A 24,840-nucleotide genomic window follows, 5' to 3' on the forward strand; every position below is an offset into this window, starting at 1 on the left:
TCATTTTGCCGCTCTCTGGTAGGGGGCGGCGAATTGGGCCGCGTCGCTTGCGCCGGGTGCCCGAAGGCCTCGCACGGATCGTCTTGATCGACGCTTTTCCCATTTGAATTCCGAAACTTGCCCAAGGCGGCGCGGGGCCATGTGCCTACCTTGCGGGAAACATCCGCAAAACCGCGAATGTGACGATTGCGTGACGGTGAAGGTTCCCCTAGAGGCCCACGGTCGCGCCAATGAGAAGAAGGAGTCTCGCCATGCGCCAGATTGCCGTTCTTCCCTATCGCGCCACCGGTCCTTCGGTCGATGCGCCGATCCAGATCCTTCTGATCACCTCGCGCCAGACGCGGCGCTGGGTGATTCCCAAGGGCGGCCTGATGAAGGGCCTTCCGCCCCACGCGGCTGCCGCGGTCGAGGCGGAAGAAGAAGCCGGGGTGCGCGGCGCCGCCTGTCCGATCCCGCTGGGCTCCTATCGCTATCGCAAGACCCGCGCTTCCGGCGCCTCGGTCTGGGCGGATGTGGATGTATTTCCCTTTGCGGTCACCGAGGAACTTGACTCCTGGGACGAACAGCATCAGCGCGAACGCCGCTGGTTCTCGATGGCCGACGCCGCTAAGGCGGTCGACGAAGAGGACCTTCGCGCGCTGATCCGTTCGTTCGGCGCGCGCGAGTTTCGCGTCGCCGCCAGTCCCGCCCGCCTTATCGGCGCGGTGGCCGACCGGATGGCCGACAAGACAGGGATCAATACAATGTTTGCCTGGTTCCAGAAGTTGCTGCCGCAGCAGGGCGACTTCTTTGAGTTGTTCGAGCGTCAGGCCGCCACGCTGGTGGCCGGTGCCGATGCGCTTGCCCGCCTGGCGCAGGGCGGCCCCGGCCGCGCGCAGCACATCCGCGAAGTGGGTGAGCGCGAGCATGACGCCGACGAGATCACCCGCGAAGTGCTACAGACGGTGCGCCGCACTTTCCTGACGCCGTTCGACCGTTCCTCGATCACCAGCCTCATCACCACGATGGACGATGCCATCGACGAGATGCAGCAGGTCGCCAATGCGGTGAACCTCTACGAGGTTACCGAATTCGAGCCGGAAATGATCGACATGGCGGCGATCATCGTCGATGCCGCGCGCCTGACGGCGGAGATCATGCCGCTCGTGCGCAAGATCGCCGACAACGGCCACCGCCTGCACGAACTGACCGAGCGTCTCGTGCGCATGGAAGGCCATGCCGACGAGATCCACGCGGCCGGCCTCAAGCGTGTGTTCAAGGCGGATACCGGCGGCGATGCGCTGCACTTCATCGTTCGCCAGGAAATGTTCCGCCGCCTCGAACGCGTTGTCGACCGCTTCGAGGACATCGCGAACGAGATCGACGGTCTCGTGATCGACCACGCCTGACCGGCGGCCCGCAGTCATGGATCATACGCTCGCACTGCCGCTGCTGATCGGCCTCGTCGCGCTCGCGCTGGCCTTCGATTTTCTCAACGGGCTTCACGACGCGGCCAACGCGATCGCCACCGTCGTCGCCACGCGCCTGCTTTCGCCGGTCGTGGCCGTGCTGTTCGCCGCGCTCGGCAACTTCGCGGCCTACTGGATCATGGGCCTCCATGTCGCCGAGACGGTGGGCAAGGGCATCATCGACAAGGATGCCGTGACCCCCGCCGTGGTGTTCGGGGCCCTGGTGGGCGCGATGTTCTGGAACGTCCTTACCTGGATCAAGGGCATCCCCTCCAGTTCCAGCCATGCGCTGATCGGCGGGCTGCTGGGCGCGGGGATAGCCGCGGCAGGGCCGGGCGTGGTGGAATCGGAAGGCACGATGAAGACGGTGATCGCTATCGTCGCCTCGCCGGTGCTGGGCTTCATCATTGCCATGTTCATGATGCTGCTGACGTCCTGGATCTTCCGAGGCACGACGCCGCGCGCCTCGAACTCGATCTTCAAGACGCTGCACCTGTTCTCATCGGCGGCCTATTCGATCAGCCACGGCGGCAACGATGCGCAGAAGACGATGGGCATCATTGCCGTGCTGCTCTATTCCACCGGACACCTTCAGGGCGGCTTCCACGTTCCCGAATGGGTGGTGCTGTCCTGCTATGCGGCGATCTCGATCGGTACGCTTTCGGGCGGCTGGAAGATCATCAAGACCATGGGTTCGAAGCTGACCAAGCTCAACCACCACTCGGGCTTCTGCGCCTCCACGGCGGGTTCGATCGTGGTCTTCGGCGCCAGCGCCATGGGCATTCCGGTCTCGACCACCCATGCCATCACCGGCGCCGTGGTCGGCACCGGCGCCGCGCGCCGCGCCAGCGCGGTGCGCTGGTCGGTGGCGAGCCGCGTGATCGTCGCCTGGTTCGTGACCATTCCGGCGAGCGCCGTCGTCGGCGCCCTGTTCTTCGAACTGACGAGACTCTTTTGATGGGTGCGCCATTCGCATCCGCGAATGGCTAGCGGCACCGGCCCACGCCCCCACCCACCACCCAACGGTAGTATCCTGCGGGTGGTGGGTGGGGGCGTGGGCCGGTGCCGCTTACGGCCTTCAGGCCGAACAGAAAACCCACCGTTCATTCTCGACTTTGCGAAGCTGAACCGATAGGCCCGATCCTTAGCCTACGGGGAAATGCGCAGTGAAGCTCATCATCGGCAACAAGAACTACTCGAGCTGGTCGCTGCGCGGCTGGCTGGCTTGCAAGCAGTCGGGCCTGGCCTTCGAGGAGATCACCGTTCCCCTGTTCGGTGACGACTGGGAAGCCATGCGCAGTTCGGACGACCTCGCGCCGAGCCACGGCAAAGTGCCGATCCTGTGGGACGGCGATGCCGTGGTCTGGGACAGCCTCGCCATCATCGAATATCTCGCGGACAAGGTCGGGCGCGACCGGTTCTGGCCAAAGGACGATGCCGCGCGGGCCATGGCGCGTTCGATGGTGGCGGAAATGCATTCCAGCTACATGGCCCTGCGCCGCGAATGCCCGATGAACATCCGCAACCGCGTGGAAACCGTTTCCCTGGGCGAGGACGTGCGCGCCGATATCGTGCGCATTCTCACGCTCTGGGCGGAAGCGCGGGCGCGTTTCGGCAAGGGCGGTCCGTTCCTGTTCGGCACTTTCGGCGCGGCCGACGTTATCTACGCTCCCGTCGTCAGCCGCTTCCTCACGTATGGCATCGGCGTACCCGGCTTCGCACAGGCCTATATGCAGGCAGTGTGGGAGCACGAATGGATGCAGCAGTGGATCAACGCCGCCGAGGCCGAAGACTGGGTGATCGAGCAGTACGAAACGCCGATCAGGTAAAAGGAACGCGCTCCTCTCAACGCATGCGTTCGGTGGGGTAGGGGCTGCCGTCCTTGTGATAGTAGCCGTCGCCGTCGAACTTCATGTCGATGTCGGAATAGGCGCCGCTGCCCTCGCGGTTGCCTGCGCTGATCGCCACGAAGACGCAGTCGGCGTCGCTCTCGTTGATCAGGTGATGGCCGACAGCGACGCCCTTGGGCCAGGCGCAGACGTCGCCCGCGCGGATCGCGGTGCGGCTATCGTCCTCCACCAGCACGGCCTCGCCCGAAAGCATGACGAGCAGTTCGTCCTCGTCGTCGTGCCAGTGGCGCTGGCTCGACCAGGCGCCGGGCTTCAGCACGACATGGCTCGCGCCCATCTCGGTAAGCCCGCCGGCCGGGGCCAGGCGCCGCCACCAGCGGCCCGCCACGGCGGCGTCGAAGGGCGCCGGATAGCCGGTGCGGTTGGACTGCGGGATCGCCTCGATATCCAGTCTGGGCATGGTTCACTCCCTCGCTAGCCTAGGGCGTAAACTCCTAAATGGCACCATCGAGGTTTGAGGCAAAATGGCTCAGCGCAAGAAGGCAGGACGATGGAATATGTCGATATTTCAAGTCCTGCCGACGCAGCGCTGGGCCATTTTGGTCAAATCCCGAAGGGACGCCCGAATGGCTTCCATCTCGAACCGAAGCGACCTTGGACGGGCAACCAGCCCGCCCGGCGGCCCCTTCGGCCCGAGCTGTTCGCCATTCGGGCGCCTCGATGGTGCCATTTAGGAGTTTACGCCCTAATGCCACGGCTATGGTCTTGCGCGTGGTCCTGTGCAATGGCCCGCGTCATGACCGAAACCGTTCTTGCCCTCGCCCAAGCCCTGCTCGCCTGCCCGAGCGTTACCCCGGCCACGGGCGCGGTGTTCGATTGCCTGGAAGGCCAGCTCGCGCCGCTGGGCTTCGCGGTGCATCGCTTCCTGGCGGGTGAGGCACCCGACGGTCCGGTCGAAAATCTCTTCGCGATCCGCAAGGGGCCGGAAGGTTCGCGCCATTTCGCCTTTGCCGGGCACCTCGATGTCGTGCCGCCGGGCGAGGGCTGGACCAGCGCGCCGTTCGAACCGGAAGTGCGCGGCGAGCTGCTCTATGGGCGGGGCGCGGTGGACATGAAGGGCTCGATCGCCGCCATGGTCGCCGCCGCCGCGCAGATCCCGGCGGATGCAGGCACGATCAGCTTCGTGATCACCGGGGACGAGGAAGGTCCGGCGCGTTTCGGCACGCTGGCGCTGATCGATCACATGCGTGAAACGGGCGCGATTCCCGATCTCTGCCTGGTCGGCGAACCCACTTCGGTCCACCGCCTGGGCGACATGATGAAGATCGGCCGCCGCGGATCGGTGAACATCTGGCTGGAAGTGGAGGGCGTGCAGGGCCACGTCGCCTATCCGCACCTGGCCGACAACCCGATCACCAGGTTGGTCGCCATGCTCGCCGAACTCGACGCCATCGTGCTGGACGAGGGCACCGACTGGTTCCAGGCCAGCAACCTCGAAGTGACCGACCTCACCGTCGGCAATCCGGCGACGAACGTGATCCCGGCGAAGGCGTCGGCGCGCATCTCGATCCGCTTCAACGACTTGCACACCGGTGAGAGCCTGTCGCGCCGCGTCACCGAGATTGCCGAGCGCCACGGCGGCAAGGCCCGTCCGGTGATCTCGGGCGAAGCCTTCCTGACCCAGCCGGGCGCCTTCTCGGCGATGCTGGCCGAGGCGATCCGCGCGGAAACCGGCGTGGAGCCGGAGCTTTCCACCAGCGGCGGCACCTCCGACGCGCGGTTCCTCAAGGACCTTTCGCCCGTCATCGAGTTCGGCCTGTCGAACGCGACGATGCACAAGCGCGACGAGGCCGTGGCGATCCCCGATCTCGATGTACTGGCGCGTATCTATCGCCGGGTGACGGAAGCGGCGCTGCGCTCGGCCTGAAACAGTCTTTGTCGGGTGCGCTCGTCACATCCATGACGAGCTAGCGGCACCAGCCCCCGAGTCTTATAGGCGCCCCCACCCGACCTCCCATCAGGATACGCTAGTGGGAGGTCGGGTGGGGGCGTGGGCTGGTGCCGCTAGCCTTCGACGGATGTCGAAGGCGCACTCAACAAAGACTCGGGCCGGTGCCGCCAAAATCCGCCTGCGGCGGATTTTCAAACAGACTCCACCCCCGACCGAAAGCTGACGGAAACTCCACGCGCCGACGTTGACCGGACGGGTCACGCTGTTAGTCTCCCCGGCAATTTTATTGCGAGGTGGGAATGGGCAGGCGCCTGACGCTCTATATCATTATCGGCATGGTGCTGGGCATCGCCGCGGGCTGGCTGCTGCATGCGACCATTCCGGCGGACGATCCGCGCCTTGTGCAATGGGCCGACTACTTCAAGCTCCTGCCCGACGTCTTCCTGAAGCTGATCAAGATGATCATCGCGCCGCTGGTCTTCGCGACGATCGTCACCGGCATTTCCGGCATGGGCGACAGCGCGGCGCTCGGCCGGATCGGCGGCAAGGCGTTGGGTTGGTTCATTACCGCCAGCCTGATCTCGCTCGGCCTCGGCCTGATCCTGGTGAACCTGTTCAAGCCGGGTGTCGGCGCGGGACTGGCGACGGGTGACGACCTCGGCAAGCTGGAAATGGGCGAGCTGACGCTGCGCCATTTCATCCTCGAAATCTTCCCGAGCAGCGCCGTCCAGTCGATGGCGGAAAACAACATCCTCCAGATCCTGGTGTTCTCGGTCTTTGTCGGCGTCGGCCTGACCGCCATCGGCGAGAAGGGCGCGATCATCGTCAAGGTCAGCGAGGCGCTGTCCGAACTGATGCTGCAGATCACCGAATACGTGATGCGCTTTGCGCCTTTCGCGGTATTCGGCGCGCTCGCCAGCGTGATCGCCAAGCAGGGCCTCGGCATCATCGTCACCTACGGCGTGCTCGTCAGCGAGTTCTACTTCGCGATGCTGCTGCTCTGGGTGCTGCTGTTCCTGGTCGGCGGCGTGTTCCTGCGCGGGCGGATCGTCACCCTGTTCCGCTATATCCGCGAGCCGCTGCTGCTCTCGTTCTCCACCGCATCGTCGGAAGCGAGCCTGCCCAAGCTGTTCGAGCAGCTCGACCGCTTCGGCGTGCCACGCCGCATCTCGGGCTTCATCCTGCCGCTGGGCTACAGCTTCAACCTCGACGGCTCGATGATCTACATGAGCTTCGCGTCGATCTTCATCGCGCAGGCCTATGGCATCCATGTGCCGATCGGCACGCAGATCCTGATGCTGCTGACGCTGATGGTCAGCTCGAAGGGCATCGCCGGGGTGCCGCGCGCCAGCCTGGTGGTGATCGCCGCGACGCTGACGCAGTTCGGCCTGCCGGTGGAAGGCATTGCCCTGCTGCTGGGCATCGATACCTTCCTCGACATGGGCCGCTCGGCCACCAACGTGGTGGGCAATGCCGTGGCCACGGCAGTGATCACCCGCAGCGAGGGCATGCTCCAGCCGCTGGTCGATCCCGACGAGGAAATGCCCCATGCGCCGACGCGCACGTCGTCGCACGGTCGGGCTGGGCTGAATGTCGATCCCGAGCAGTACGAGAGCTAAGGCGGGCAGTCTGCTCATTCCCGCGAGCGTAGCGAAGCAATTCAGGGCGGCTCTGCGCGGCTCTGGATTGCCGCGTCGGCTTCGCCTGCTCGCGGGTGACGAGGGGGCAAGAACGGAAAGGCGCTACTGGCTGAGCTTCACCGGCGTGAACTGTGCCAGCCCGCACCCGCCGCCGCGCTGGAAGCCGTTCCCTACCCGCATCAGCGGATAGACGATATCCTGCCGGCAAAGCTGCGAGAGCGACGTCGCGTAAGTGAAGCTGTCCGCCGACTTGAGCCCGGAGCAGCGATTGGGCAGCGTTACCCGCCAGACGCGGTTACCGGCGCCGCCGATGAAATCGATGGTCCAGTCATCGCGGATGCGCGTGTTCGAAAACTGGGCGAGCGACAGGCAGTCCTGCGCAGGGCCGACGGCTTCGGCGGCGGGGCTGACCGGGGGCGGCGGTTTGGCGTCCTGCTGGGAGCAGGCGGCCAGCACGAGTGGCACGGCGACGAAGGCGAAGTGACGGCGGACCGCGTAGTGGTGGATCATGGGACATCCTCCCGATCAGGCAGCCTTGCGAGCGGTGCCCTTCTCCAGAACCTTCTCCTTGTAGTCGCACAAGTCAACGACGGGGCAGCGCCAGCATTCGGGCGTGCGCGCCTTGCAGATGTAGCGTCCGTGCAGGATCATCCAGTGGTGCGATCCGACGCGGAAGGGCTGCGGCACGCGCTTTTCGAGCTGCTTTTCGACCGCCAGCGGCGTCTTGCCCTTGGCGATGCCGGTGCGGTTGCCGACGCGGAAGATATGCGTGTCCACCGCGAAGGTTTCCGCTCCGAAAGCGCAGTTCATCACCACATTGGCAGTCTTGCGGCCGACGCCGGGCAGTTCGACCAGCGCGTCGCGGTCTTCCGGCACTTCGCCGTCGTAGCGTGCGACGAGGATTTCAGAGAGCGCGATGACATTCTTGGCCTTTGCATTGAACAGGCCGATGGTCTTGATGTGCTGCTTCAGGCCCTCTTCGCCCAGTTCGACCATCTGCGCGGGCGTCTTCACGTCGCGGAACAGCGCCCGGGTGGCCTTGTTGACGCCCACGTCGGTCGACTGCGCGGAAAGCACCACGGCAACCAGCAGCTGGTAGTTGTTGCCGAATTCCAGCTCCGTCTCGGGCGAGGGGTTGAGCTCGGCGAGACGGCGGAAGAATTCGAAGATCTCGGCCTTGTTCAAAGGTCCAGCACCTCGGGCATGGTGTAGCGACCGGCGTGCTTGTGCGTGAGCCACTGCGCCGCCTTGACCGCGCCCTTGGCAAAAATCGTGCGGTTTTCGGCGAGGTGCGAGAAGGAGAGGCGCTCGTTGTCGCCCAGGAAGTGGACGGTGTGGTCGCCTGCCACGGTGCCGCCGCGCAGAGCAGCGAAACCGATGGTGCCCGCCTCGCGCTTGCCGGTGATGCCGTCGCGGCCGCGCACGGCGGTTTCGGCGAGGCTGACTTCGCGGCCTTTGGCGGCGGCGTCGCCCAAGAGGAGGGCGGTGCCGGAGGGGGCGTCCACTTTCATGCGGTGATGGGTCTCGACGATCTCGATATCCCAGTCTTCGCCCAGCTTGCTGGCGGCTTCGCGCACGAGGTGGGCGAGCAAGGTGACGCCCAGCGAGGTATTGCCGGTCTGGAGCACGGGAATGTGCTGCGCGGCCGAATCGATCAGCCAGTGGTGGCGTTCCTCAAGGCCGGTGGTGCCGACCACGATGGGAATGCCCGCGTCCACGGCGGCATCGAGATTGGCTTCGAGCGCGGTGGGACTGGAGAAGTCGATCAGCACGTCCGAATGCGCGGCCAGCGCGCCAAGATCGCCGTCGCGGCCCACGCCGCCGGAAAGCGTTTCGCCTGCCGCCATGATGGCCTCTGCGATGGCCTGACCCATGCGTCCCGCGCTGCCGATAATTCCGATTCGTGCCACTTGCCGTCTCCGTTGAAGGCTGGTCTCATGGCCGGGATGAAGGACATCCGCAACATCGTCATCCTCACCGGCGCGGGCGTAAGCGCCGAAAGCGGCATCGACACCTTTCGAGACGCCAAAGATGGGGGCGGAGGGCTGTGGGAACAGCACCGCGTCGAAGACGTGGCGACGCCCGAGGCTTTCGCCCGCGATCCCGATCTGGTGCTGCGCTTCTACGACATGCGGCGGGAGGCGATCCAGACCAAGGCGCCCAACGCCGCCCACCACGCGCTGGCAAGGCTCGACCGTGCGTGGCCGGGCGAACTGCTGATCGTCACGCAGAACGTCGATGACCTGCACGAGCGTGCGGGAGCGAATCGCGTGCTCCATATGCATGGTGAACATCTCAATGCCTGGTGCATGGCCTGCGATGAACGCTCACGCTGGACGGGATCGCTGATCGACCGCCCGGCCTGTCCGGCATGCGGCGCGGCGGCGCTGCGGCCCGATATCGTCTGGTTTGGAGAAATGCCCTATCGCATGGACGAGATTTTCGAAGCGCTGGAGCGGGCGGACCTGTTCGTCTCCATCGGCACTTCGGGCGCGGTCTATCCTGCCGCCGGTTTCGTGCGCAATGCGCGGGAATTCGGGGCGGAGACGCTGGAGCTGAACCTCGAACCCTCGCAAGGTACCTCGTGGTTCGACGAGGCCCGCCACGGCCCGGCGACCGAGCTGGTCACGGCATGGGTGGACGAGATGCTTCGCCCATGATCCACCGGGGAAGCTGCCATTGCGGCGCGGTCACGCTGGAACTCGCGGATACGCCGCATGAGGTCTGCGACTGCAACTGCTCGGTCTGCCGGAGGCTGGGGGCGCTGTGGTCCTATCACAGCCCGGCGAAGCTGCGGATCGAGGGGGAACGCGTCGGCTATCAGACCGGGGACAGGGTGCTGACCTTCTGGCACTGCCCGCACTGCGGCTGCACGACGCACTGGAGCCCGGTCGATCCGGCGCAGGACCGCATGGGCGTGAACATGCGCCTGTTCGCGCCGGACCTTCTCGCCGGTCTGCGCCGCTACGCTTACGACGGCGCGAGGGCCTGAGCCCCGCAGGCGCGGCAGCCGGGGTCCTTGGCGATCTTGAGCGGCCGCATCGACGGCGCCATGCCGTCGATCAGATGGAGCGTGCCGTATTGCGGCACGCCCAGCGCCGCCTTGCCGTCCAGCAGCACGCGCATCGCGTGCATCGCCGCGAACGTGCCGACCATGCCGACCATGGCCCCCAGCACGCCGTCCGCCGCGCAAGTGTCGCAGTCCTGCGCGTCGAAGGCATCACCCACGAAACAGCGATAGCAGGCCTGATTCGGCAGGTGTCCGGCAAAATTGGCGACCTGGCCCTGAAAGCGGCCAACCGCCGCAGAGGTGAGGGGAATGCCGAGTTTCACACAGGAATCTGACACCAGTAGCCGAGTCGCGAAGTTGTCACACCCGTCCAGTACCACGCTCGCGCCGGAGAGAATCTCTGCCGCGTTGTCACCCCCGAGACGCGTTACGTTTGGCAGAACCTCAAGGCCAAGATCAAAGCGCCGCACCCATTCGGCCGCCGCTTCCGCCTTGGGCTTGCCGATATCAGATGGCGAATAAATCGTCTGGCGTTGCAGATTGCTGGCGTCCACCGTGTCGTCGTCGATCAGCGTCAGCCGTCCTATGCCGGCTGCGGCGAGATATTGAAGGGCAGGACTGCCTATCCCGCCGCAGCCGACAAGCACGACATGGGCATCGGCCAGTGCCACTTGCCCGGCGCCGCCCACTTCGGGCAGCACGATGTGACGCGCGAAGCGCTGCAGTCGTTCCGGCGAGAGGCTCATTCGCGTCCCGTTTTTCCGGCGGTTTCCCCAGCAGTTTTCGGGGCAGTTTCCGCGCTTTCGGCTTCGGGCAGGCGTTCCTTGCGGAAGCCGTGCATGCCGAACCACCACTGGGTGGCGATCACCGCGCCCTTGGCGGGCTGGAGCATGCCGATCATCATCGCCACGGCCAGCGGCACCAGGATTGCGAACATCGCCGCCACGCCGAGGTGAAAGTCCTTGGACAGGGCGATGATCAGCGGCGCCATGAGGTGGCCGGTGACGATCATGGCGATATAGGCCGGGAAGTCGTCGGCCCGCTGCGGGGTGAGGTCCAGCGTGCAGACCGGGCAGCGTTCCAGCGGCTTCAGCCACTTGCGGAACAGGCGGCCTTCGCCGCAGCGCGGGCAGCGACAGCGAATGCCGCGCAGGGCGGCTTGCGAATAGGCTGCGGGAAGGGCGGGACTCATGGGCCTTGGCCTACAGCATAGGCACCGGCAGGAGCAAGCGCGCGGGCACGGTTCCTATTCGTCGCGGGAGATCTGCACCCGGTTCCGCCCGCCGTTCTTGGCGGCATAGAGCGCGCTGTCGGCATTGCGGGTGGCGTTTTCGAGATGGGTGTAATTGCGCACCGGCGCGAGGCCGCAGGAGAACGTCACCGGCCATTCGTCGCCCCGCAAGGTGGGATCGAGCGCGATGCTGGCCCGCAGCCGCTCCATGACGACGCGGGCTTCTTCCAGCAGGGTATCGGGGAAAAGGATCGCGAATTCCTCGCCGCCCCAGCGCGCGACCACGTCCGAACGGCGCACGCCGTGCTCCAGCCGCAGCGCCACTTCGCGCAGCAGGGCATCGCCGGTGGCGTGGCCGAAACGGTCGTTGATGGCCTTGAAGCGATCGATATCGACCATCGCGAAGACCGCGTTGCGCCCATCGCCCAACTGGCGGCGCGCCGAATCGAGGAAACCGCGCCGGTTGCGCAGGCCGGTGAGTTCGTCGCGCTCCGAGACTTCTATCAGGCGCTCGATCCGGGCAGCCGATTCGTTGGCGGCCACGGCCACGCCGTGGAGCAGGCGTCCGACCAGATCCTCGTTGCCGATCGGCACCATGCCGACACGCTCGCCCGCCTGTACGGCGCGCAGCATCTGGGTGGCGGCGGCGATCGGGCTGAGCAGGGCGCGAATCGCGGCAAGGCCGAGCAGCGTGCCGAGCAATGTGGCGGCGAGCAGGACCAGCAGCGTGACCGGCTCCCACTGCCCCGTCACGCCTTGATAGGCGATGCAGGCGAGCAGCGGCACATGGACCGCGGCGAAGCAGACGAGCAGCAGACGCCATTCGTAACGGCGGGGAAAAAGGAAAGCAGTGGCCTGATAGAAGCGCATCGGGAAGTGCCTCTTCGGTCGGGCGGACAGTACCCGGACACCGCGAGACTACAGCACTCGGCTTATTCAGTGGTTAAAATTTTCCATGCCGGGAGGTTGTTTGAAAATCCGCCGCAGGCGGATTTTAGCGGCACCGGCCCACGCCCCCACCCGACCTCCCACGAGTGTATCCTAGATGGGAGGTCGGGTGGGGGCGTGGGCCGGTGCCGCTAGCTCGTCACGGATGTGACGAGCGTACTCAACAAAGACTCAACCCGGTGCCGCAATAGAATCAGGATTCCAGCTGGCGCAGAAGCGAGCGGACGTCGCCGTCCATGTCGGCATCGCGGCTGCGCAGTTCCTCGATGAGGCGCACGGCGTGGATCACCGTCGAGTGGTCGCGTCCGCCGAACTTGCGGCCGATCTCGGGGTAGGAGCGCGGCGTCAGCACCTTGGCGAGGTACATGGCGACCTGGCGCGGGCGCACGACGGCGCGGGCGCGGCGCTTGCTGCTCATTTCCGTGCGGTCGATGCGGTAGAACTGGCAGACCGTGCGCTGGATCTCGTCGATGGTGATGCGGCGGCGGTTGGCCGAGAGGATGTCGGTAAGCTGCTCTTCGGCCAGCTGCAGCGAGACGGCCTGGCCGGTCAGCTGGGCATAGGCGATCAGCTTGTTGAGGCCGCCGACCAGTTCGCGCACGTTGCGGTTGATGGTGCGGGCCAGGAACTCGATCACGTCCGAAGGCACGTCGACCGAAGCGAAGCGGCCGAGGCGGTTTTCGAGAATCGAGCGGCGCAGTTCGATGTCGGCGGGCTGGATATCGGCGACGAGACCCATCGACAGGCGCGAGAGCAGGCGCGGTTCGACACCGTCGAGCGCCTGGGGGGCGCGGTCGGCGGCGAAGACCAGGCGCTTGCCTTCCTGGAGCAGGGCGTCGATCGTGTAGAGCAGTTCTTCCTGCGCCGAAGCCTTGCCGATGATGAACTGGATATCGTCCACCAGCAGCAGGTCGAAGCCGCGCAGGCGCGCCTTGAACTCGATCATCTGGTTCTGGCGCAGCGCCTGGACGAATTCGACCATGAAGCGCTCGGCCGAGCAGTAGAAGATCCGGGCATGCGGATGATTCGCGAGGTAGGCGTGGCCGATCGCGTGCAGCAGGTGGGTCTTGCCCTGTCCGGTCGCGCCCTTGAGGTAGAGCGGCGAGAACTGCGGCGTCTCGGTGGCGGCCATGCGCTGCGCGGCGTTGCAGGCGAGCACGTTGCTCTGGCCGGTCACGAAGGAGGTGAAGGTCTGCGAGGCGTCGATGCCGACCGGGCCCTGGCCGAGCGCGGCGAAAGCCTCGCCCTGGAGCACTGCGGAGATCGGATCGGCAATGTTTTCCTTCGACCAGCTCTGGGCCGAATCGTTGGCAGGCGCGCTCGAGGGACGGCCGCCGCTGCCCAAGCGCAGCTCGGGCAGCTGACGGCGGCCGGGATGCACGAGAATGCGGACATGGCGCACGTCGGGGCGGGCGATCTTCCAGGCCAGCGAGAGACGGTCGGCGAAACGGTCGGCGACCCAGTTCGCGGAGAACTCGGTGGGCAGGTAGAGGTCGAGCGTCCCCGTTTCCTTGCAGTAGTTGCCCGGCTGGATCGGCTTGATCCACTGGCTGTGCGCCTGCTGGCCGAGGTCCTTGCGCAGGCCCTGGCTGATGTCAGCCCAGTCTGCCGCCAGATTCACGGCTTCCTGATCCTCTTCCATCGCCACTCGTACCGCCTTCGATTTCTTAATCACGCCGTTTGCGCCCTGACTTGCCGGAGACCGGCCCGCTGTTGAACCTGACACTGGACCAACTCCCCTTAGGTTGGCAGCTACCCCGAATGTGGCCCAGCGGGCCGCGAAAGTTGAATGCCGTGCGTGGAACCGGTGCTCCTCCGGGGTGAATCCCGATGGAAGCGACCATTCGATCCAGAGAAAACGCGGACAAAAAGACCCTCGACTGCAAGTGTGCTTGCAGCAGGATTTTCGTCGCTGTCGATGTTCCCCGGCCAGTTCCGCTACGGCCTGTGGACTCTTTTAGAAACGGGTTTGGCCGTGGTGCAAGACGGCACTCCCCAAATAAAAAAAATTATCGCTGTTGACTCGCCCTGAGTGCCCAATTTCCGTCATGATCGAAAATTGTACCATAAAAACAGATGTTTACCGCGATGCCGCGAAAGCGCCGATTGCGAATCGCAACGTTTCCGTGACTTTGCCTCGGGCGCTGGCCGGAGGCCTGCGCAAAGGCCGGCGTTAGCCTCCGGGGAGTCGCTAGAAACGTTCCCGTTACGTACCGCGTCCGCCGAAGTCTGGGTCTTGGCTGGGCATGGGCCGAGCGCGAATCGCATCTGCGAATCGCTATCGATGATCTCCAGGAAGGCACTGATGGTGCTACGGCGCTCTGGAAGCGCGTGCGGGGCCTTGCGGCATTCCGCTTACGGGCCCTTCTTCGTTTTCCGCGAATCGTGTCTGAGGAAGGCGAGAGGCCCGAAACGGGCGCGGCCCGCGCCGCTATCTGAAATCTCGCCGCAGAAGGCGGGAATTCAGATAGCGGCGCGGGCCGGTGCCTTGCGGTCGGGCGCGCCCTGTAAGGCGCGCCTGCCGAAATCAGCCGAGCGCGGCGACGCGCTTGGTGAGACGCGACATCTTGCGCGAAGCGGTGTTCTTGTGAAGCACGCCGCGGGCCACGCCGCGGGCCAGCTCGGGCTGGGCTTCCTTCAGAGCGGCCGAAGCGGCGCCCTTGTCACCACCGGCAATCGCGGTCTCGACCTTCTTCAGGAAGGTGCGGATGCGGCTGATGCGGTTCGTATTGATCTCCGCGCGGCGCTCGTTACGGCGGATGCGCTTGCGGGCTTGCGGCGTATTGGCCATCGAATTTCCTCTGTCTGGCCCCCCCACAGCGGTGATGGCGGCCCAATTGCCTGATCGAATCTCTAGGCGAGCGGACTCGCCGGAAAGCGCGCCCCTTAGCGGTGTGGCGGCATTCCGTCAACCCGGCAGGGCCGCGCCAAACCGCCTATTTCTGGGTTTTCTGCCGCAGAGCGGCGACGCTCAAGCCCCGCGCGGGCTATCCCATCCTTTGGCCGCTACCTCTGGCAGCGGGAGCACCAGAACGTACTCCGCCCACCCTGCGCGAATCGCCGGACCGGCGCGCCGCAGGAGCAGTCCTGCCCCTCTCGCCCATAGACCTGCCAGGCGGTCGCGAAATATCCCAGCTCCCCATTGGGCTGGGCGTAATCGCGGATCGTCGAACCGCCCGCCGCGATCGATTCGGACAGGACGTCGCGGATCGCCGGGACCAGCTTGCGCAAGGCGGGCAGGCTCACCAGCCCGGCTTCCTTGTCCGGCCGGATGCCTGCGCGGAAAAGCGCCTCGCAGACATATATATTGCCGAGACCTGCCACCACCGACTGGTCGAGCAGCATCTGCTTGATCGGCGCGATTCGTCCCGCCAGCGCCGCCCTCAGGTGCGCCGGGGTCAGCCCTTCGCCCAGCGGCTCGGGCCCGAGCGCCGCAAAAGGTCCCCACGCATCGAGCATGGCCGTCGGCACCAGATCGACCGAGCCGAACCGGCGCGCGTCGTTGAGCGCAAGAACGTGGCCCGCGCCGGTCTCGATCACGAGATGGTCGTGCTTCTCAGGCTTCTCCGGCTCGATCCGCCAGCGACCGGACATGCCGAGGTGAAACACCATGGTCTGCGCGCGGTCGGTATGAACAAGGCCGTACTTCGCGCGGCGGCCCATCGCCGTGACCCGCGCGCCGGTGAGCACCTGCACCAGATCGGGCGGGAAGGGACGACGCAAGTCCGGCCGGTTGAGGGTGACGCGGGCGATCCGCTCGCCCTCCAGATAGCGCGCGAGGCCGCGGACGGTGGTTTCTACTTCGGGAAGTTCTGGCATCTTGGAAGGGGAGATAGGGGGTGGGGAGGAGAAGAAAAAGGGGAAGTCCTAGGGCCCTTCGATAAACTCAGGAGATCCCCCAGACCCTCAAAATGGCGACCTTGCACCCAGCCCATCCGTCCCGCGCTCCGTGCGGCGCAGCCAATAAGTCTCTCGACGCAGCCATGAGCGCACGAGGCATAGGCAGGGCACGACCTCGACAGTACCAGGGTGCAGGGGGATGATCCCCCTGCATTTTTCCTTCCCTTCCATCCCCTTCCGACGCAAGCACCCCCGATGGAAACCAATCGCTCCCGCACGCGCGCACTCCTGATGCTCGGCCTGGTCATGCTGTTCTGGGCCGGCAACTCGATTACCGGGCGAGCCGTGCGCGACGACATTCCGCCCTTCACCCTGGCGCTCGGGCGCTGGCTGATCGCGGTGCTGGTCCTGCTGCCGTTCGCCGCGCGGCAGCTCTGGCGAGAGCGCGCCGAGGCGCTGGCCGGGTGGCGGTGGATCCTGGCGCTCGGCTTCCTCGGGATCGTGTGCTTCAACAGCTTCGTCTACACGGGCCTGCACTACACGACGGCGGCCAATGCCCTTCTGTTGCAGGCGGCGATTCCGGCGGCGGTCACGGCGCTGGATTTCGCGATTTTCGGCGGCCGGCCGGGGCGGATGCACGTTATCGGCGTGCTGGTTTCGACGCTGGGAGTCGTGGCCATCGTGTTCCGGGGCGATCCGGGGGCCATGATGCAGTTGCAGTTCGGCCGCGGCGACGGGCTGTTGTTCTGCGCGGTCGCGGCCTGGTCGCTCTATACGGTGTTCCTGAGGAAGCGCCCGGCGATCTCGGCTGCCAGCTTTCTTCTGCTGACGTTTGCGATCGGCGCTCTGGCGATGGCACCGCTGGCCGCGATGGAAGCCGCGCAGGGTCAGGTCGTGGTGTGGCGCCCGGGCGTGCTGGCCGCTTTCGCCTATGTCGGCGTGTTCCCTTCGGTGATCGCCTATTTCATCTACAACCGCGCGACGGGCGAACTGGGCGCGGCACGGGCCGGGCAGGCGATCACGCTGATGCCGCTGTTCGGCGCGCTGCTTTCGGCGCTGCTGCTGGGCGAGCGGCTGCACGGCTATCACTTCGCGGGGATGGCGCTGATTCTGGGCGGCATCGTGCTTTCCGCGCTCGCCTTGATCAGGACAAAATAACCGGCGCGACGGACTGGCGCAGGCGCGGCCGGGAGGCTAGAGGACTGCGCCATGAGCGAAACGGTTTCCTTCGGCTACGAAGAGGTCAGCCCCGACGAGAAGGAAGGGCGCGTCGGCGCCGTCTTCTCCAGCGTTGCACGCAAGTACGACGTGATGAACGATGCCATGTCCGCCGGCATGCACCGGCTCTGGAAGGACAAGTTCGTGCGCCGCGTGAAGCCGCGCGAGGGCGAGCAGATCCTCGACATGGCGGGCGGCACGGGCGACATCGCCTTCCGCATGGCGGCGCAGGGCGCCTCGATCACCGTGTCGGACATCAATCAGGACATGCTGGACGTCGGCATCGAGCGCGCGATGGAGCAGGGCATAGACGGCCTGGTCTGGTCGCGCCAGAACGCCGAAGTGCTCTCGTTCGGGGATCGCTTCTTCGATGCCTATACGATCGCTTTCGGCATCCGCAACGTCACGCATATCGACAAGGCCCTGGCCGAGGCGCACCGCGTGCTCAAGTTCGGCGGGCGCTTCTTCTGCCTGGAGTTCTCGACCACCGAATGGCCGGGCTTCAAGGAAGTCTACGATGCCTATTCGCACCATCTGGTGCCGAAGATCGGCCAGGCCATCGCCGGTGACGCCGAATCGTACCGCTACCTGATCGAATCGATCCGCCGCTTCCCGCCGATGCCGGAATTCGAGAAGATGATCCGCGCGGCGGGCTTCAAGCATACCAAGGTCGAGCCGATCATGGGCGGCCTCGTCGCGATCCACTCGGCCTGGAAGGTCTGAGACTCACACCGTGACCGGATCGACCACGCATATCCTGCGGCTCCTGAAATGGGGCCGCGTCCTTGCGCGCCATGGGGCGCTGCAGGGCATCGAGAATGACCGCAACGCCCCGGCGCAGGTGAAGCGCCTGTGCCGGATCGCCCGCTTCGGCGCGCGCCAGCCGGTCGAGCCCGACTATGCCGGGGCCTTCCAGGAAATCGGCCCGGCGGCGATCAAGCTGGGGCAGGCGCTGGCCACCCGGCCCGACCTCGTCGGCGAAGGGCCCGCGCGCAACCTGCTGACCCTGCAGGACAGCCTGCCGCCGGTGCCCTTCTCCGAAATCCGCCGCGTGATCGAAAGCAGCTTCGGCCGCCCGCTGGAGCAGATCTTCGCCGCGATCGACGAGAACCCGGTGGGCGCCGCCTCGATCGCGCAAGTCCACAAGGCGGTCACGCCGGACGGGCGCACCGTCGCGGTGAAAGTGCAGCGTCCCGGCATTCGCGAACAGTTTGCGCGCGATGTCGAGACTTACGAGTGGGCCGCCGCTCACCTCGAAGCGCTGGGCGGAGAGGCTTCGCGCCTGCGTCCGCGCGCGGTCGTCGCCAATCTCAAGCGCTGGACCCTGCGCGAGCTGGATCTCCGGCGCGAGGCGGCCTCGGCCTCCGAACTGTCCGACGCGATGAAGGGCATTCACGGCTACCGCGTGCCGCATATCGACTGGGACCGCACCAACGGCCAGGTCCTGACCGTCGAGTGGATCGGCGCCACCAAGATGAGCGACATCGCCGGGCTCCGCGCCGCCGGGCACGACTTGCCCAGGCTGGCGCACAAGCTGGTGCTGACCTTCCTGACCCAGGCGATTTCCAGCGGTTTCTTCCATGCCGACATGCACCAGGGCAACCTGTTCGTGGAAGCGGACGGCACGATCGTCGCCATCGATTTCGGCATCATGGGCCGCATCAACCGGCAGGCGCGGCTCTGGCTGGCGGAGATCCTCTACGGCCTCACTACCGGCAACTACCGCCGCGTGGCCGAGATCCACTTCGAGGCGCAGTACGTGCCGAGCTACCACACCGTGGAAGAGTTCGCGACCGCGCTGCGCGCCGTGGGGGAGCCGATGCGCGGCAAGCCGGTGTCCGAGCTTTCGGTCGGCCAGATGCTGGACGGTCTCTTCGCGATCACCCGCGATTTCGACATGCAGGTCCAGCCGCATCTGCTGCTGCTCCAGAAGACGATGGTCATGGTCGAAGGCCTCGCCACCGCACTCGATCCCGACATCAACATGTGGGACGTTTCCGCGCCCTTCGTGAAGAGCTGGCTGCGCGACGAACTCGGCCCCGAGGCGGTCATTGCCGACCGTCTGCGCGAGGATATCGGCACGCTGCTGCGCCTTCCCGCGCTGGTGCGCCGGATCGAGGAGAAGTTCCCGCCCAAGGGCGGCGCGCCCGAGCAGGCCCCGCTTCCCGAAGTGGAACTGATCTTCCCGCGCCGGCCGGAACCCAGCAAGTGGATCGGCCTGGGATTGGCGGCCCTGCTCGGCGGCGCCGTGGCCTGGGGCGCTACTTACTGGACGTTGCTGGGGTAAGGGGGCGCCGGGGGCGTTTTTCCGACTGACATCGCTCCCCCGCTCAGGCTGAGCCTGTCGAAGCCCCCGGCGGCGTGGCGCTGTGCCTCACATCCTTCGACAAGCTCAGGATGAGCGGGGTGGGAGGTGAGCGGGGTGAGGGATGAGCCAGGTAGGGATGCCCGGGCTGACCCGATTTCGCAGGCGCTATCCCCGGTGCCGGGCCGCAAACCGATTGCGCGCGTCCGTCCGGTGCTGCACAAGCCCGAAGCATGAGTGGACCACGCATTCTCCTGGTCGTGGGCGGCGGTATCGCGGCCTACAAGTCCTGCGAACTCGTCCGGCAGATCCGCAAGGAAGGCGGCGAAGTCACCTGTGTGCTGACCGAGGGCGGATCGCACTTCGTCACACCCATGGCGCTGGCCGCGCTTTCCGAAAAGCCGGTCTATACCACGCTCTGGGATCTCAAGAACGAGGCGGAGATGGGCCATATCCAGCTCAGCCGCGAGGCCGATCTCGTGGTCGTCTGCCCGGCGACGGCGGATCTTCTCGCCAAGATGGCCTCGGGGATCGCGGACGATCTGGCGACGACGATGCTGCTCGCCACCGACAAGCCGGTCATGGCGGTTCCGGCGATGAACGTGCGCATGTGGCAGCACGCGGCCACTACCCGCAACGTCCAGACCCTGCGCGATGCGGGCGTCGACGTGATGGAGCCGGATGAGGGCACGATGGCCTGCGGGGAATATGGTCCCGGCCGCCTGCCCGATCCGCTTGCCATCTGGCAGCGCATCGCCTGGGCGCTCGGGCTCGGCCCGGTCGAGGTCGCGCCGCTGCCCGGCAGCGATCCTTTCGCCTGGCAGCCGCAGTTCGCTGGGCCTGAGCCCGAACATGCAGGGCAGGACGGGATCGATCTTGGCGGGCTGACCGCAGGCCTGATCCCGCGCGGCCAGATTACTGGAGCGCAGCAAGGCATTGCCGCCAGCCACGAGGACCTCGGCTTCACGCCCGAGGAAGCCGCGCTGGCGGCCCGCAAGGGCGAGGCGCGGGCCGCGCCCGCCACCGATCCCGGCGCGCTTCGCTTCGCCTCGGCGCCGGTCGAGGGGGCGCTTTCGGGCCGCCATGTGCTGGTGACCGCGGGGCCGACCTGGGAGCCGATCGATCCGGTGCGCTACATTGCCAATCGCTCTTCCGGCAAGCAGGGCTTCGCCATCGCCGCCGCCGCCGCGGAGGCCGGTGCGCGGGTGACGCTGGTGGCCGGGCCGGTACACCTGCCGACCCCGCCCGGCGTCGACCGGGTCGATGTGGAGAGCGCCTTGCAGATGGCCGAGGCGGTGCGCGGTGCGCTGCCCGCCGATATCGCCGTCATGGTTGCCGCCGTAGCCGACTGGCGCGTGGCCGAGGCGGCTGGCCAGAAGCTCAAGAAGCGCGGCTCGGAACCGCCCGCGCTGCTGCTGACCGAAAATCCTGACATCCTCGCCACCCTTGCGAAAGGGCCCGACCGGCCGCCGCTGGTGATCGGCTTCGCCGCCGAGACGCAGGACGTCATTCGCTACGCCACCGAAAAACGCCAACGCAAGGGCGCCGACTGGATCATCGCCAACGACGTATCGGGCGATGTGATGGGCGGTGATGCCAATGCAGTCCACATCGTGCGCGCGGACGATGTGATCAGTCTTCCCGAAATGCCCAAGGAGGACGTCGCGCGCGCCCTCGTCGAAAGGTTCGCAGATGCACTCCCCCGCTGAGGTCCCCGTTCCCGTCAAGATCCTGCCGCACGGCGAAGGGCTGGACCTGCCCGTTTACGCCACCGACGGCGCGGCGGGCATGGACGTCGTCTCGGCCGAGGACGTGACCCTGGCCCCGGGCGGCCGCCATGCCGTCGCCACCGGGCTTGCCATGGCGATCCCGCCGGGCTTCGAGATCCAGGTCCGCCCGCGTTCGGGCCTTGCGCTCAAGCACGGGATTTCGGTGCCCAATGCGCCGGGCACCATCGATTCGGACATTCATGACACCCCTCTCTCATGGGTGAACACGGCGAACGCTGGCTGAGCGTTGCGGTCGAGACAGTTGAATTCCGGGAATGTTTCGAATGGGCTGTTTGAGGCGCGACAGAGACAGATCACTTGCCCATCGCTATTTTTACTTATGTTGACACCGACCGGACTGATTCCTAGCTGACGAGGGAACAGTTCGGGAACAGTTGTTTGCCAGTTGCAGAGATCAGAGCGGGGGACCTTCTAAAACCACAAGCCCTGACAAAGCGGATATTCCATTTCCAGCCGACCGCGCTGAATTTGGGCATCCCACGTAAATTCGTTGGCTGCCCCTACGTTACCCGTGGAGGTGAAGCGGGCCGCCTCGTCAACGCCTACATTCAAGCCCGTTGGGCAAAAGCGTGGACGCCATCGATCGGGCGGGCCCAACTTGCTGAGGTTGGGAGCACCCGACCAACACAATTGGACAACTTCCAAGCCGCTGCGTTGAAGCAGAAAGGGCGCCGAGCGCTCCCTCAGAGCATTAATGTCATAGCGCGCCACGTCGATGATTTTGTTGAATGGTGGGAGGCATCGCTGAGTCTCGACGACACCGATGAAGATGTTCACGAGCGGCTGCTCAGAGCGCAAGAGGATCTTCTCGAGGCGTATGGTGATGACATGGGCACCGGGGAATGGTCGAATAGCGGGATCCCTGTCTCCAACACGACAATCAATCATCGCCAAATCAATGCGCTGAATTTTCTCCTTTGGACAAAGTTCGAGGGATTGGCACCAGAGTTCATCGTCTCCGCTACGGAGCGGAAGGTTCGCGTGGCCTCCTTCTCGGGCGCGCCGCTGACAATCTCACGCCCGCAGTTCGCTGTAGTACGTCGCCCAGACCCCAGACGAGTACGACTTCCTGATGGGGATGAACTCCGTGGGCACATTGCGGCTATCTTGGACCCTGCGGCCCAAGTCGGGGCCTTGCTTATCTACGGCTGCGGCTTGAGGCTGAGCGAGGTAATCAATCTTCGCAATGACGCGCTGGTGCAGCAGGGCTCTGGGAACCAGAAATACCTTAGGGTTACCGGAAAGGGCAACAAGACCCGCCTCGTCGAAATTGAACCTTTTCTCATCAAGCAGATCATTGCTTATCAGGATTTTACACGGAGCCTGCGACTGCAGCAGAAATCGACCTTCGGTCATATTCTACTGCTGCGTGAAGATGGCTCACCATTTCCTCCGAAGGCCTTCTATCGCGCATTCAGGAAATCTGGATCGATCTCCCCTCACATGGGGCGGCATTGGTATGCCGTGAATTTTCTGCTGCAAGCTGCAGAATGCCGGCGGAATGCATCTGGTGAATTACCACCTGATCTCAATGTTGAACTGCAAACTGAATTGATCCGCCTCCAGCAGAATCTTGGACATAACCATCTTGCGACCACCGAAATGTACTTGGTCACACTCAGCCAACGCCTCTTTCCTGTTTCCCTCAGCAAGCTGTTCGAAGACAGGCTTTGAGGACTGACTGGAATGATCACGACAAACCAACACGATTATTTCGTCCGCGGCCGATCCAAAGGCAGCAGTACTCGGCCACCAATGGCCTGGGAAGAAGATTGCGGCCACTTCGTTCTTGGCCGGACCGGACGATTAGGGCGTCAAATACTGCCGCGCCCTGTTCTCGGATTAGACCTCATTCTTGGCCTCCGCCGGATCACGAGAGAAAGGCGGATAACGCACGATACGTTTAAAAACTTGGCATCCGATCTTACCCACCTCTTCCTCTTCCTTGACTGGCTCGAAGCAACTAGTGGAAGTGGTCAAGATCCGGTTAGCTCCATTTCGTTCGACGGCGCTGTCGAGGACCTGCCTGGTGCCATTTGGGGCTTGTTCGAAGCTTGGCTCCCCAAGCAGATCGAAGGCGATGTTCTCTCCCGCGTATATTCGCAATGCGCGCGCGTCGCTCGTTCCGCCGCGCAGGAAAAATTCGGTGAACTGCCCGGAAATTTTATCCTTGCTCCGAATCGCTTTCCCCAAAGCAAGGGAAGCAACAACTGGGATCGTACAGACGACATCGATGGAGAAGACGACGACTACAGGATCATAGGCGAGGCCCTTATCGCGTCACTGAAGAGCGCAACCACGCGGATTGCAGAAGGCCGCTATCTCCTACCGGACGAGGCCTCATCTCCTCCTAAAGACGGTGTGCCGACCGCAGTCGAGCATGTCGGAGGGGGCGTAAATGCCGATACGGACGAGTCTCGTGAACGGCGCGTTATCGAGTATGGCCACTTGTGGCGGGAACTAGATTCTAGCCATCGCTTTGCAAAGACTGCCGTTCTTCGAGTGTCTCCGCCAGCCTTCTTCGACAGATACCCAAATAGAGTCATTCAGGACGACTTTCTGTCTCCTGCCCCAGGCGGCCGGACGGATCTTCCGATAGTAGTGGAGTATCGTGCTAAGATCATCTCGGCCGTACTTCAGGGCCCCTTGGCAGTGGGTAACGACGGTGTCGACGCTTCGGGCGTACCGCATCAGGCGCTGACGAGGGACGGTAAGGCACTGGTGAAAGCAGGATGGATAGACCACATATATCATCATCGGAAGAATCAGTATTACTGCGCGAACGATCGAACTAAAGAAGCTCTAGAAAGATGCCACATTTTTCTAGATGGGCTTAAAAGCGGTCGGCTTAGCATGACTGAGCAGCATAAATTACTTCATTTGGCGCTTGCCACAAAGCAAGAGCTGCAGTGTGCATTCGCACTCTTTCTGTTAAGAACCGGCTTCAATGCATCAACTGCTTTAGAGATCGTGCCAGGCAACTGGCATAGACCTCACCCTATTCACGGTGAGAATGGAACTTACGTTGATATCTACGCCGTAAAGAACCGCGCTGCGGGAAAAATCCAAACAGCTCAAAGCAGCACGAACAAGGATTTCACGGCTTTTGATATCATGCGCCGTGTCATCGCATGGACGGAGCCTCTGCGGCTCATGCTCGGAAAGCGCATTCACGTTATCGAAGCGACCATTCGGGACAAGTCTAGCGGACTTAGCGCCCAGGAGCGCATGGCCCTTCGCCAAACTCTGCCTCGGCTTCGTGACCTTCAGAACAGGGCCTGGCTCGTGGTCCAAGATGATGGCTCGATCGCCGAACTGGCAATCGACTGGCCCACTCTCAACGCAGCTCTCGCCACATCCGGCGTCAAGCGCTCAAACGGGGATCCGGTAAAGCTAAGTCAGGGTATGACCCGCCGGGCTTGGGCAATCTTCGCGTACGAGAAGTCCGGGGCCAATCTCATCCTGACGAAGATCGCGCTAGGCCACAGCGATTTCGCCTCCTTGATCACCTATATCGCCAATCAAAAGCGACGGTCTAGGCATCGTCGTGTGGAGCGGCGTGCAAAATTGACCCCCTTAGCGGGGTGATCGGCGTCTAAAATTGACCCC

At 64.7% G+C, this 24,840-nt stretch carries 23 protein-coding genes and 1 pseudogene; 14 read left to right on the forward strand and 10 right to left on the reverse strand.

The features are described from left to right. Positions 1–251 precede the first annotated feature (251 nt). From NTCA1_RS04960 to NTCA1_RS04970, 3 genes are all read left to right on the forward strand, one after another. Positions 252–1,388 carry a DUF47 family protein gene (locus tag NTCA1_RS04960; RefSeq protein WP_086494186.1) on the forward strand — a complete coding sequence of 379 codons (1,137 nt, stop codon included), beginning with the start codon at positions 252–254 and terminating at the stop codon, positions 1,386–1,388. Between the two features lie 16 nt (positions 1,389–1,404). Further along, complete coding sequence (locus tag NTCA1_RS04965; protein WP_086494185.1) at positions 1,405–2,406, forward strand: inorganic phosphate transporter; 1,002 nt, start codon at positions 1,405–1,407, stop codon at positions 2,404–2,406. A 208-nt stretch (positions 2,407–2,614) separates the two neighbouring features. Further along, positions 2,615–3,277 (forward strand): glutathione S-transferase family protein, encoded by a 663-nt coding sequence (locus NTCA1_RS04970; RefSeq protein WP_086494184.1) that lies wholly within the window; start codon positions 2,615–2,617, stop codon positions 3,275–3,277. Positions 3,278–3,293: 16 nt separating this feature from the next. Here NTCA1_RS04970 and NTCA1_RS04975 read toward each other — a convergent pair whose 3' ends face one another. After that, entirely contained in the window at positions 3,294–3,758 is a 465-nt protein-coding gene (locus NTCA1_RS04975) for a cupin domain-containing protein (RefSeq protein WP_159828890.1), read from the reverse strand. A 336-nt stretch (positions 3,759–4,094) separates the two neighbouring features. Between NTCA1_RS04975 and dapE the strand changes: the two genes are divergently transcribed. Together dapE and NTCA1_RS04985 are read left to right on the forward strand one after the other, a co-directional pair. Next, positions 4,095–5,225, forward strand: a complete 1,131-nt coding sequence (gene dapE, locus NTCA1_RS04980) for a succinyl-diaminopimelate desuccinylase (RefSeq protein ID WP_086494195.1) — start codon at positions 4,095–4,097, stop codon at positions 5,223–5,225. Between the two features lie 323 nt (positions 5,226–5,548). Beyond that, positions 5,549–6,868 carry a dicarboxylate/amino acid:cation symporter gene (locus NTCA1_RS04985; RefSeq protein ID WP_159828892.1) on the forward strand — a complete coding sequence of 440 codons (1,320 nt, stop codon included), beginning with the start codon at positions 5,549–5,551 and terminating at the stop codon, positions 6,866–6,868. 123 nt (positions 6,869–6,991) lie between these two features. Here the strand turns inward: NTCA1_RS04985 and NTCA1_RS04990 are convergent, their stop codons facing one another. Genes NTCA1_RS04990 through dapB form a run of 3 tightly spaced genes read right to left on the reverse strand, consistent with a single transcriptional unit; the run spans position 6,992 to position 8,799 of the window. Next, positions 6,992–7,399, reverse strand: coding sequence for a hypothetical protein (locus tag NTCA1_RS04990; protein ID WP_159828894.1), 408 nt, complete (start codon positions 7,397–7,399; stop codon positions 6,992–6,994). 15 nt (positions 7,400–7,414) lie between these two features. After that, on the reverse strand, positions 7,415–8,074 hold the full coding sequence (gene nth / locus NTCA1_RS04995) for an endonuclease III (RefSeq protein ID WP_159828896.1): 660 nt from the start codon (positions 8,072–8,074) through the stop codon (positions 7,415–7,417). Continuing rightward, entirely contained in the window at positions 8,071–8,799 is a 729-nt protein-coding gene (gene dapB / locus NTCA1_RS05000) for a 4-hydroxy-tetrahydrodipicolinate reductase (RefSeq protein WP_159828898.1), read from the reverse strand. The genes nth and dapB overlap by 4 nt, the downstream gene beginning before the upstream one ends. 36 nt (positions 8,800–8,835) lie before the next feature. Between dapB and NTCA1_RS05005 the strand changes: the two genes are divergently transcribed. Together NTCA1_RS05005 and NTCA1_RS05010 are read left to right on the forward strand one after the other, a co-directional pair. After that, positions 8,836–9,549, forward strand: coding sequence for an NAD-dependent deacylase (locus NTCA1_RS05005; RefSeq protein WP_159829022.1), 714 nt, complete (start codon positions 8,836–8,838; stop codon positions 9,547–9,549). After that, positions 9,546–9,881 carry a GFA family protein gene (locus NTCA1_RS05010; RefSeq protein ID WP_159828901.1) on the forward strand — a complete coding sequence of 112 codons (336 nt, stop codon included), beginning with the start codon at positions 9,546–9,548 and terminating at the stop codon, positions 9,879–9,881. The genes NTCA1_RS05005 and NTCA1_RS05010 overlap by 4 nt, the downstream gene beginning before the upstream one ends. Here the strand turns inward: NTCA1_RS05010 and NTCA1_RS05015 are convergent. The 6 genes from NTCA1_RS05015 to mutM form a co-directional block, all read right to left on the reverse strand. Continuing rightward, complete coding sequence (locus NTCA1_RS05015; protein ID WP_159828903.1) at positions 9,860–10,645, reverse strand: HesA/MoeB/ThiF family protein; 786 nt, start codon at positions 10,643–10,645, stop codon at positions 9,860–9,862. The two genes, NTCA1_RS05010 and NTCA1_RS05015, sit on opposite strands and share 22 nt — an antisense overlap. After that, positions 10,642–11,091: a DUF983 domain-containing protein gene (locus tag NTCA1_RS05020; protein WP_086494314.1), complete on the reverse strand. Its 450-nt coding sequence runs from the start codon at positions 11,089–11,091 to the stop codon at positions 10,642–10,644. Before NTCA1_RS05020 ends, NTCA1_RS05015 begins: the two co-directional genes overlap by 4 nt. Positions 11,092–11,145: 54 nt before the next feature. Then, positions 11,146–12,000 carry a GGDEF domain-containing protein gene (locus tag NTCA1_RS05025; protein ID WP_159828906.1) on the reverse strand — a complete coding sequence of 285 codons (855 nt, stop codon included), beginning with the start codon at positions 11,998–12,000 and terminating at the stop codon, positions 11,146–11,148. Positions 12,001–12,271: 271 nt separating this feature from the next. Beyond that, a complete protein-coding gene (dnaA, locus tag NTCA1_RS05030; RefSeq protein ID WP_086493904.1) occupies positions 12,272–13,720 on the reverse strand; it encodes a chromosomal replication initiator protein DnaA in 1,449 nt (482 codons plus the stop codon). An 885-nt stretch (positions 13,721–14,605) separates the two neighbouring features. Next, a complete protein-coding gene (gene rpsT / locus NTCA1_RS05035) occupies positions 14,606–14,869 on the reverse strand; it encodes a 30S ribosomal protein S20 (RefSeq protein WP_086493903.1) in 264 nt (87 codons plus the stop codon). A 215-nt stretch (positions 14,870–15,084) separates the two neighbouring features. Then, positions 15,085–15,897, reverse strand: a complete 813-nt coding sequence (mutM, locus tag NTCA1_RS05040; RefSeq protein ID WP_159828909.1) for a bifunctional DNA-formamidopyrimidine glycosylase/DNA-(apurinic or apyrimidinic site) lyase — start codon at positions 15,895–15,897, stop codon at positions 15,085–15,087. Between the two features lie 276 nt (positions 15,898–16,173). On the opposite strand from mutM, the gene NTCA1_RS05045 reads away from it, so the two are divergent. The 7 genes and pseudogenes from NTCA1_RS05045 to NTCA1_RS05075 all read left to right on the forward strand — a co-directional run bounded on the left by NTCA1_RS05045 (position 16,174) and on the right by NTCA1_RS05075 (position 24,819). Continuing rightward, entirely contained in the window at positions 16,174–17,076 is a 903-nt protein-coding gene (locus tag NTCA1_RS05045; protein ID WP_159828912.1) for a DMT family transporter, read from the forward strand. Positions 17,077–17,127: 51 nt separating this feature from the next. Further along, positions 17,128–17,859: a class I SAM-dependent methyltransferase gene (locus tag NTCA1_RS05050; protein WP_159828915.1), complete on the forward strand. Its 732-nt coding sequence runs from the start codon at positions 17,128–17,130 to the stop codon at positions 17,857–17,859. 10 nt (positions 17,860–17,869) lie between these two features. Beyond that, positions 17,870–19,423 (forward strand): 2-polyprenylphenol 6-hydroxylase, encoded by a 1,554-nt coding sequence (gene ubiB, locus NTCA1_RS05055; RefSeq protein WP_159828918.1) that lies wholly within the window; start codon positions 17,870–17,872, stop codon positions 19,421–19,423. A 251-nt stretch (positions 19,424–19,674) separates the two neighbouring features. Beyond that, positions 19,675–21,150, forward strand: coding sequence for a phosphopantothenate--cysteine ligase family flavoprotein (locus NTCA1_RS05060; protein ID WP_159828921.1), 1,476 nt, complete (start codon positions 19,675–19,677; stop codon positions 21,148–21,150). Further along, a pseudogene (locus NTCA1_RS05065) lies at positions 21,134–21,406 on the forward strand (dUTP diphosphatase); the annotation flags it as partial. The gene NTCA1_RS05060 and the pseudogene NTCA1_RS05065, both read left to right, overlap by 17 nt. Before the next feature lie 203 nt (positions 21,407–21,609). Then, positions 21,610–22,905 carry a site-specific integrase gene (locus tag NTCA1_RS05070; RefSeq protein ID WP_146037303.1) on the forward strand — a complete coding sequence of 432 codons (1,296 nt, stop codon included), beginning with the start codon at positions 21,610–21,612 and terminating at the stop codon, positions 22,903–22,905. Positions 22,906–22,917: 12 nt separating this feature from the next. Then, positions 22,918–24,819: a hypothetical protein gene (locus NTCA1_RS05075; protein ID WP_159828927.1), complete on the forward strand. Its 1,902-nt coding sequence runs from the start codon at positions 22,918–22,920 to the stop codon at positions 24,817–24,819. Positions 24,820–24,840 lie beyond the last annotated feature (21 nt).

Source organism: Novosphingobium sp. TCA1 (assembly GCF_009811895.1).
Classification (GTDB): domain Bacteria; phylum Pseudomonadota; class Alphaproteobacteria; order Sphingomonadales; family Sphingomonadaceae; genus Novosphingobium; species Novosphingobium panipatense_A.

Bases quoted from the DNA above. Each gene is read 5' to 3' on its own strand.
- NTCA1_RS04960 (WP_086494186.1), top strand. From the start codon at position 252: ATGCGCCAGATTGCCGTTCTTCCCTATCGCGCCACCGGTCCTTCGGTC.
- NTCA1_RS04965 (WP_086494185.1), top strand. From the start codon at position 1,405: ATGGATCATACGCTCGCACTGCCGCTGCTGATCGGCCTCGTCGCGCTC.
- NTCA1_RS04975 (WP_159828890.1), bottom strand. From the start codon at position 3,758: ATGCCCAGACTGGATATCGAGGCGATCCCGCAGTCCAACCGCACCGGC.
- dapE (WP_086494195.1), top strand. From the start codon at position 4,095: ATGACCGAAACCGTTCTTGCCCTCGCCCAAGCCCTGCTCGCCTGCCCG.
- NTCA1_RS04985 (WP_159828892.1), top strand. From the start codon at position 5,549: ATGGGCAGGCGCCTGACGCTCTATATCATTATCGGCATGGTGCTGGGC.
- NTCA1_RS04990 (WP_159828894.1), bottom strand. From the start codon at position 7,399: ATGATCCACCACTACGCGGTCCGCCGTCACTTCGCCTTCGTCGCCGTG.
- NTCA1_RS05005 (WP_159829022.1), top strand. From the start codon at position 8,836: ATGAAGGACATCCGCAACATCGTCATCCTCACCGGCGCGGGCGTAAGC.
- NTCA1_RS05010 (WP_159828901.1), top strand. From the start codon at position 9,546: ATGATCCACCGGGGAAGCTGCCATTGCGGCGCGGTCACGCTGGAACTC.
- NTCA1_RS05015 (WP_159828903.1), bottom strand. From the start codon at position 10,645: ATGAGCCTCTCGCCGGAACGACTGCAGCGCTTCGCGCGTCACATCGTG.
- NTCA1_RS05020 (WP_086494314.1), bottom strand. From the start codon at position 11,091: ATGAGTCCCGCCCTTCCCGCAGCCTATTCGCAAGCCGCCCTGCGCGGC.
- NTCA1_RS05025 (WP_159828906.1), bottom strand. From the start codon at position 12,000: ATGCGCTTCTATCAGGCCACTGCTTTCCTTTTTCCCCGCCGTTACGAA.
- dnaA (WP_086493904.1), bottom strand. From the start codon at position 13,720: ATGGAAGAGGATCAGGAAGCCGTGAATCTGGCGGCAGACTGGGCTGAC.
- rpsT (WP_086493903.1), bottom strand. From the start codon at position 14,869: ATGGCCAATACGCCGCAAGCCCGCAAGCGCATCCGCCGTAACGAGCGC.
- mutM (WP_159828909.1), bottom strand. From the start codon at position 15,897: ATGCCAGAACTTCCCGAAGTAGAAACCACCGTCCGCGGCCTCGCGCGC.
- NTCA1_RS05045 (WP_159828912.1), top strand. From the start codon at position 16,174: ATGGAAACCAATCGCTCCCGCACGCGCGCACTCCTGATGCTCGGCCTG.
- NTCA1_RS05050 (WP_159828915.1), top strand. From the start codon at position 17,128: ATGAGCGAAACGGTTTCCTTCGGCTACGAAGAGGTCAGCCCCGACGAG.
- NTCA1_RS05060 (WP_159828921.1), top strand. From the start codon at position 19,675: ATGAGTGGACCACGCATTCTCCTGGTCGTGGGCGGCGGTATCGCGGCC.
- NTCA1_RS05075 (WP_159828927.1), top strand. From the start codon at position 22,918: ATGATCACGACAAACCAACACGATTATTTCGTCCGCGGCCGATCCAAA.